Origin of the sequence: Streptomyces mesophilus (assembly GCF_040300965.1) — a bacterium.
GTDB lineage: Bacteria > Actinomycetota > Actinomycetes > Streptomycetales > Streptomycetaceae > Streptomyces > Streptomyces mesophilus_A.
Genome location: NZ_JBEPEW010000293.1, coordinates 1 through 3,950, shown reverse-complemented (window position 1 = coordinate 3,950; position 3,950 = coordinate 1). Strand labels below are relative to the sequence as shown.

6 protein-coding genes are annotated in these 3,950 nt (G+C 71.2%); 3 read left to right on the top strand and 3 right to left on the bottom strand.

Features of this window, described 5'->3' with window-relative positions; all coding sequences use genetic code 11:
• Positions 1–154 precede the first annotated feature (154 nt).
• A complete protein-coding gene (locus ABT367_RS41130; RefSeq protein WP_352259068.1) occupies positions 155–655 on the top strand; it encodes a DUF402 domain-containing protein in 501 nt (166 codons plus the stop codon).
• A gap of 49 nt (positions 656–704) precedes the next feature.
• Here the strand turns inward: ABT367_RS41130 and ABT367_RS41125 are convergent, their stop codons facing one another.
• The 3 genes from ABT367_RS41125 to ABT367_RS41115 form a co-directional block, all read right to left on the bottom strand.
• Complete coding sequence (locus tag ABT367_RS41125) at positions 705–1,355, bottom strand: HAD family hydrolase (protein ID WP_352259066.1); 651 nt, start codon at positions 1,353–1,355, stop codon at positions 705–707.
• A gap of 62 nt (positions 1,356–1,417) precedes the next feature.
• The gene (locus ABT367_RS41120) at positions 1,418–1,960 is read right to left on the bottom strand and encodes a dihydrofolate reductase family protein (RefSeq protein ID WP_352259064.1); all 543 of its coding nucleotides are present in this window, start codon (positions 1,958–1,960) and stop codon (positions 1,418–1,420) included.
• Positions 1,961–2,031: 71 nt separating this feature from the next.
• Positions 2,032–2,616: a TetR family transcriptional regulator gene (locus tag ABT367_RS41115; protein ID WP_352259062.1), complete on the bottom strand. Its 585-nt coding sequence runs from the start codon at positions 2,614–2,616 to the stop codon at positions 2,032–2,034.
• 117 nt (positions 2,617–2,733) lie between these two features.
• Between ABT367_RS41115 and ABT367_RS41110 the strand changes: the two genes are divergently transcribed.
• Entirely contained in the window at positions 2,734–3,456 is a 723-nt protein-coding gene (locus tag ABT367_RS41110; protein ID WP_352259060.1) for a carbon-nitrogen hydrolase family protein, read from the top strand.
• A 178-nt stretch (positions 3,457–3,634) separates the two neighbouring features.
• Positions 3,635–3,950: ATP-binding cassette domain-containing protein (locus tag ABT367_RS41105; protein WP_352259058.1), on the top strand; the 316-nt coding region annotated here is incomplete at its 3' end.

Here is a 3,950-nt window from a genome sequence, read left to right as displayed (position 1 = left end):
AGCGCTGGATCGCCGACACCGTGGACGCCGCCGGTCCCTGGGCCTTCGCCGCACTTGTCGCGCTGCTCCTGTGCGGGGCGTCGGTGATACGCCGTCGCGCGCAGCGACGGGTGGCCGGGCGCGATGCCCTCGGCCCCGAACGGGGTGCGGACCGATGACCGACGTCACCGTCGAGTTCCGGAAGTACGACGGCCGCCTCAGCGCACGCTGGACGGCGAAACGCCTGGGCGCCGACGCACACGGTACCTGGCTCGCGACCGCACAGGGGATCCGCGTGGAATCGGCGGACGGCGGGTGGAGCACCCGCTTCCCGTACGTCCTGTGCGTCCCGCAACACGCCTGGTGGACGGCCACGTTCTGCCGTCCGCCGGGCCCCGAGGTCTACTGCGATGTGAGCACTCCCGCGCAGTGGGCACGGGACGGCGCCGAGGTGCGCATCGTCGACCTGGACCTCGATGTCGTACGGCTGCCGGGCGCCGAACCGCACATCGAGGACGAGGACGAATTCGCCGTGCACCGGGAGCGCCTCGGGTATCCGGAGCATGTCGTGGCCGAGGCGCTGAGCAGCTGCTCCTGGCTGTACGAGGCGGTACGCCGCCAGTCCCCGGCGGAGCTGTTCTCCTCGGCGTATCTGCCGTGGCTGGGGCGTGTGTAGGGGGTGTTCCCCTCGGCGGTTATGGGGGAGCGCAGGAGCCCTATGAGCGTTACCTCGCAGCGAGCAGGCCCGGCAGCTTGCGCATGTCGTCGAAGACGACGGTGCCGGCGCCTTCGAGCCGCTCGGCGGGGGTCGGGCCTCCCGCGTAACCGAAGGCGCGCATCCCGGCCGCCCGTGCGGCCGCGACGCCGGGCCCGCTGTCCTCGACCACCGCGCACGCCGCCGGGTCGACACCCATGCGACGGGCGGCGTGCAGGAAGAGATCGGGCGCGGGCTTGCCGCGCCGCACCTCGCTCGCGCTGAAGATCCGGCCGGCGAACACGTCGTACAGCCCGGTGCGGCCCAGCGTGTGCCGCATCTTCTCGTGCGAGCCGCTGGAGGCGACGCAGGTCGGCACGGTGAGCATGGCGAGTGCCTCAGGCAGTCCGTCCACCGGATCGATGCCGAGGTCGACGGCTTCCCGGTGGCGCTGGATGAGCCGGCTCCACCACAGCCCGGCCGTCTCCGCGCCGAGCCGCTCGGTGATCTGGTCGATGATCGACACCTTGGATCTCCCGATGAAACGCTCGACCACCTCGTCGGCGGTGAGCGGCCAGCCGAGCTCCGCTCCGAGCGCGATCTGAAGGCGTACGGCGAGGTGTTCGGTGTCGACCAGGACGCCGTCGCAGTCGAAGATCACGAGTTCTATCGGCTTCATCATGGCCGCAGGGTAGACGCCGGTCCGCGCGGTGATCACGGCGGCCGGCGCCCGGCGATCCGCTGTCAGCGGGTCACGTGGTACGTGGACTGGGTGAAGCCGGCTCCGAGTACGCGCGTCGAGTCGTGGGTGAGGTCGACATCGGCGTCCAGCGGTCCGAAGAGGGGGAGCCCGGTGCCGATCAGGACGGGTGCCCGGGTGACGGTGATGTCGTCCACGAGACCGGCGCGCAGGAACGTCTGGATCAGCTGCCCGCCGTCCGCGTACACGCGCTTGGCACCCTGCTCGGTGAGCGCTGTGACCAGGTCGTCGAAGCTGCGGTGGACGGTGACGCGCTCGTCGACGTCCGTATCCAGGCGCGTGCTGAGCACGTGCACGTTCTTGCCGGCGAAGGGCCACATCTCGGGTCCGAAGCCGATGACCACCTCGTACGTGGCACGGCCCATCACGACGGTGTCGACGCCGGCCATGAACGCGTCGTAGCCGTAGTCGCCGGCGCCCTCGGCGCGGCTGTTCAGCCAGCCGATGTCGCCGTCGGAGCGCGCGATGAAGCCGTCGTAGCTGGTGCCGATGAAGACGGAGACGACGAAGGGGCGGGAGCTGGGCATGATGAGCGTCCTCCTGAGTCGGTGATGTGGTGGGGCGTCAGGTGCGATGCGGTCTGTGCCGCGGTCGGCCGTCACGCGCGATGCGGGCCCAGCAGGCGGTCCAGTTCGCCGCGGAGCAGCTCCTTGGGAGAGGCGCCGCCTTCCACGGCCCACAGCAGCAGGGCGCCGTTGTAGGTGATCTGGATGCCGCGAGCGAGGTCGCCGACGTCGGTGCCGGCGGCAAGATCGCGGTCTGCGACGGCGTCCGCCAGCAGCGCCGCGGTCTCGCTGCGCATCCGGTGCGCCTGTTCGACTGCGTGCGTACGGAACTCCGGGTCGGTCAGGTCCAGTTGGAGGAACCCGAGGTGGCCAGCCATCTCCTCGGGAGTCCGTACCCCCGAGGCCAGGTCGGTCAGCGCGGCATGCAGCGCGAACAGGGGTTCGTCGTGCTGCCGGCGGGCGTGGTCGAACACCGCGCCGGTGTGTGCCGCCCCTTGACGGGCCAGGGCGAGCAGCAGGTTGCGCTTGGAGCCGAAGCGCTGCACCAAAGTGGCCGGTGCGAGCCCGGCCTCCTCGGCCACCGAGGCGAGCGTCAGGCCGGCGGGTCCGCGCCGGCCCACGGCGCGCGCGGCGGCAGCGAGGATCGCTTCGTCGCTGGTGGTACGGGGTCGGGCCACGTCACGCTCCGTCCGTCGGCCTGTTTGTGAACGCCTATTCGTAAACTAGCCCCTCGATGTCTGTTTGTAAATGGCCGTTCATTAATTCCTGCGGCCGGCGCCTGGGATCCTGGCCCGATGAAGATCGCTGCCACCCAGTTCACCTGCGCACCCGCGGACATCCCCGCCAACGTCCGCACCATGGCCGGACAGGCCGCCCAGGCCAGGGCGCGGGGCGCCGAACTGGTCGTGTTCCCCGAACTGGCGGTCACCGGCTACGAGATGGAAGCGATCGGCAAGGACCCCGAGCTGCTGACCCGGCACGACGACCCGCGCCTGGACGCGCTGCGTACCACCGGGATCGCCGTGGTCGTCAACGCCGCCGCCCCGACCGACGGCCCCCGCCCCGCGATCGAGACCTTCGTGTACGGACCGGACGGCGAACTGATCAGCACGTACCGCAAACAGCACCTCTTCGAGCACGAGCAGGAGGTCTTCCAGGAAGGCGACCGCGATGGGCGCTTCACCTACGGCGGGCTGCGGTTCGCGCTCGCGACCTGCTACGACAACCACTTCGACGCGCTCGTCTCGCGCTGCGCCACCGACGGCTGTGACGTGCACCTGGCCAGTTCGCTGTACGGCACCGGCGTCGGCGTCCACGAACGGGCCACGGTGTACCCGGGCATCGCCCGCGGCGCCGGCCTGCACGTCGTGCTCGCCAACCACGTGGGAGCGGCCGGTCCTTGGACCGGCTGCGGCGGCGCCGCGCTGTGGGCGCCGGGCGGGCGGACGCTTGCCGAGGCGGATGGCAGTACGCCGATGGCCGTGATCGCTGACGTGGGCGGTGCGAGTTCCGTGTGAGTCCGGCCCGCCGGGCGCGGACCGCAACCGACCGCGGGCGTCCCACCTGCAACGACGCGTCCACGACTCACACGGAACTCCCAGAAACGCCCACCTCGCTCCCAGACAGCCCGGTGAACCTGTCTCCCGGACGCACCACCACGGTGTGCGCCGAACCGGCAACCCTTCGGGAGACGTGATGATCGAGGTCCGCGGGCTGACCAAGCGCTATGGCGAGGTGACGGCCGTCGACTCGTTGAGTTTCGGCGTGCCGCCGGGTGAGGTCACCGGTTTCCTCGGCCCGAACGGTGCGGGGAAGTCGACCACGATGCGGATGATCCTCGGGCTCGACGCCCCGACCGCGGGCACCGCCACCATCGGCGGCCGGGCGGCCGCGGCCCACTCCGTACCGCTCAAGGCCGTCGGCTCGCTGCTCGACGCCGGTGCGCTGCTGCCGAGCCGCAGCGCGTACCACCACCTCCTCGCGCTCGCGGCCGGCAACGGGCTGCCGCGCC

What these genes read in the sequence shown, in the direction of transcription:
- ABT367_RS41130 (WP_352259068.1), top strand. Translation starts at nt 155, where the DNA reads ATGACCGACGTCACCGTCGAGTTCCGGAAGTACGACGGCCGCCTCAGC.
- ABT367_RS41125 (WP_352259066.1), bottom strand. Translation starts at nt 1,355, where the DNA reads ATGATGAAGCCGATAGAACTCGTGATCTTCGACTGCGACGGCGTCCTG.
- ABT367_RS41120 (WP_352259064.1), bottom strand. Translation starts at nt 1,960, where the DNA reads ATGCCCAGCTCCCGCCCCTTCGTCGTCTCCGTCTTCATCGGCACCAGC.
- ABT367_RS41110 (WP_352259060.1), top strand. Translation starts at nt 2,734, where the DNA reads ATGAAGATCGCTGCCACCCAGTTCACCTGCGCACCCGCGGACATCCCC.